This is a genomic window from Kitasatospora sp. NPDC057518, assembly GCF_042802075.1.
Taxonomy (GTDB): Bacteria; Actinomycetota; Actinomycetes; order Streptomycetales; family Streptomycetaceae; genus Kitasatospora.
In genome coordinates this window covers 1-2,981 of sequence record NZ_JBHVEU010000684.1, presented here as the reverse complement: position 1 = coordinate 2,981, position 2,981 = coordinate 1, and the positions used below count along the sequence as shown (strand labels likewise).

The 2,981-nt window shown below is 75.3% G+C and carries 3 protein-coding genes; all 3 read left to right on the top strand.

The window, feature by feature from the left end:
• The first annotated feature begins 183 nt into the window (after nt 1-183).
• Nucleotides 184-1,194, top strand: a complete 1,011-nt coding sequence (locus ACFU7Z_RS38310; protein WP_380782739.1) for an aldo/keto reductase — start codon at nt 184-186, stop codon at nt 1,192-1,194.
• A gap of 39 nt (nt 1,195-1,233) precedes the next feature.
• Nucleotides 1,234-1,653, top strand: a complete 420-nt coding sequence (locus ACFU7Z_RS38305) for an SRPBCC family protein (protein WP_380782737.1) — start codon at nt 1,234-1,236, stop codon at nt 1,651-1,653.
• Between the two features lie 157 nt (nt 1,654-1,810).
• Complete coding sequence (locus tag ACFU7Z_RS38300) at nt 1,811-2,947, top strand: hypothetical protein (RefSeq protein WP_380782735.1); 1,137 nt, start codon at nt 1,811-1,813, stop codon at nt 2,945-2,947.
• Nucleotides 2,948-2,981: the final 34 nt, after the last annotated feature.

Here is a 2,981-nt window from a genome sequence, read left to right as displayed (position 1 = left end):
GAGGGGCACCGGGCCCCGCCCCCGCCCGCGGCCGTAGACGGCGGGATCGGCCCACCCCTTGCATTGCCACGCGTATGCAACTATTGTTCCTGCATGTAAGGCGCGTTTGCACTAATCCTTCGGTGCGGACGCAACCCCCGGCGGGTCCCCCACGACGCCCGCCCGCTCCGCAAAGGCACTGACATGTCCCTGAAGAACATCCTCCCCGGCAAGCTCGGCTTCGGCACCGCCCCGCTCGGCAACATGTTCCGCGCGATCCCCGACGCCGAGGCCCTGGCCACCGTCGAAGCCGCCTGGGACCAGGGCGTCCGCTACTTCGACACCGCCCCGTTCTACGGCGCCGGCCTCTCCGAGGAGCGCCTGGGCGAGGTGCTGTCCACCAAGCCGCGCGACGAGTACGTCCTGTCCACCAAGGTCGGCCGCGTCATCCTCGACGAGCTGGAGGAGGGCGCCCGCGACCTCGGCGAGAAGGGCGGCCTCTTCGAGCACGGCAACCCGAACAAGATGCTCCACGTGTGGACCGCCGAGGCCACCGAGCGCTCCGTCGAGGACAGCCTCAAGCGCCTGGGCACCGACCGCCTGGACATCGTCTGGGTCCACGACATCGCCCAGGACTTCCATGGCGACCAGTGGCTCGCCAAGTTCGAGGAGGCCCGCACCGGTGCCTTCCGCGTCCTGTCCCGCCTGCGCGACGAGGGCGTCATCAAGGCCTGGGGCCTGGGCGTCAACAAGACCGAGCCGATCGAGCTGACCCTGGCCCTGGACGAGCCCAAGCCCGACGGCTTCCTCCTCGCCGGCCGCTACACCCTCCTCGACCACGACCACGCCCTCCAGCGCCTGCTGCCGATGGCGCAGGAGCAGGGCGTCGACATGGTCGTCGGCGGCCCCTACAGCTCCGGGATCCTCGCCGGCGGCACCCACTTCGAGTACCAGCAGGCCCCCGCCCACATCATCGAGCGCGTCACCGAGCTCAAGGCCCTGGCCGGAAAGCACGGCGTCTCCATCAAGGCCGCCGCCCTGCAGTTCTCCCTCGCCCACCCGGTGACCGCCGCCGCCGTCCCCGGCGCCACCAAGCCCGGCCGCATCGCCGAGGACGTCGCCGCCCTCAACGAGACCGTCCCGGCCGCGTTCTGGCAGGAGCTGCGCGCCGCCGGCCTGGTCAGCCCGGCCGCCCCGCTGCCGAACAACGCCTGACCACCCGCACACCCCACCGCAGTGACAGGAGAAACGACCATGGCCTCCACCTCCGTCAGCCGTACCGTCCCCGCCACCCCCGAGAAGGTCTGGAGCCTCATCGGCGGCTTCGACGCCCTGCCCGACTGGCTGCCCTACATCCCCGAGAGCACCGCCTCCGAGGGCGGCCGCGTGCGCAGCCTGAAGAACCCCGAGGGCGACGTCATCGTCGAGCGCCTCGTCGACTTCAACGAGACCGAGCGGCAGTACAGCTACGCCATCCTCCAGGCCCCGTTCCCGGTCGACGGCTACGTCTCCACCCTCCGCGTCCACGCCGTCCCGGGCCGCGCCGACCTCGCCGAGGTCCAGTGGTCCGGCCGCTTCAACCCCGTCGGCGCCACCGAGCAGGAGGTCGTCGACCTGTTCACCGGCATCTACGCCGACGGCCTCGACGCCCTGGCCCGCACCCTCACGGGCTGACCCGGGGCACCGCGCACCGGCGGCGCGGCGGTCCGGACACCTGGGGGATCGGGTGTCCGGGCCGCCGCGCCGCCGGCGTTTGCGCCCGTTCCCGCCACTCCGACCTGCCCGGCCCCGCCCCGCGGGCCGTACGGGCGGCGGGCGTAGGCTCCCGCCGGTGACACCAGCACCGACACCCCCTGCCGAGGCCGGACGGCCCGTCGAGCCCGTCGAGCCCGGCCCCGTCTGGACCCCGCTGACCCGCGCCACCGCCGTCGACCGCGCGACCGGCCTCGCCTGGCTGTCCGGGCTCGGCCACAACCGCGCGGCCCCCGCCGGCCTGCTCCTGCGCCTCCTGGACACCGGCGAGCACCATTTCCTGGACCGCGACGACCTGCCCGACGGAGTCCTGGACGCCGCGATCGCCCACCCCGACCGGCGCGTGCGGATGGGCGCCGCGGAGAGCGGCCGGCTGTCACCGGCCCAGTGGGAGCGGCTGATCGCCGCCACGCCCGGGGCGGCGCTGCGCGAGCTGTTCGCGGAACTGGCCGGGAGCGCCCTCAAGCCCCCGCCGGACGAGGCAGCCCCGCCCGCCACCCCCGCAGAACTCGCCGAACTCGCCGTGCTGGCCGCCGACGTCCCCGACATCGACCCCGCCGCCCACGCCGGGGAGCTGCCGTGGGTCGTCGCCCGGCACGCGGACGCCGAGGCCATGCGCCTGCTCGCCGCCTCCCCGAAGACGCTGGTCCGCCGCAGCGTCGCCCGGGCTCCGCGCCTGCCCGCCGACGTCGCCGAACTCCTCGCCCGCGACGAGGACCGCGCGGTGCGGATCCTCCTCGCCGAGTCCTGCGAGGACGCCCCGGCCCGGATGCTCCTGGGCATGGCGGGCTGGTGGGACGGCAGCCTCTCCTTCCCGGGCCGCCCGCGCAACCACCCCCGCTTCCCCCGCCAGGGCCTGCTGCGCCTGGCCGCCGACCCGAACCCGCGCCTGCGGGCCCTGGCCCTCGACGACCCCGCCGCCACCGCCGCCCACGTCGAACGGGCCGCCGCCGACCCCGACCCGGCCGTCCGCCGGGCCGCCGCCGCCGACCGTCGGCTCGCCCCCGCCACTGCCTCCGCGCTCGCGGCCGACCCCGACAGCGGCGTGCGGCACTTCGCCCGCGTCAACCCGGCCCTGCCCCCGGAGGAGCTGGTGGTGCTGCTGCTCGACCCGTGCCGGGCCGACGCCGCCGCCAGGAATCCCGCGATCCCCGCCGCCGTCCTGCACCGCATGGCCGACCTCGCCATCCCGCACGCCGCCGTACCCCGGCGCTGACCCGCCCGGGGCCGGTCCTGGGCACGGACCGGCC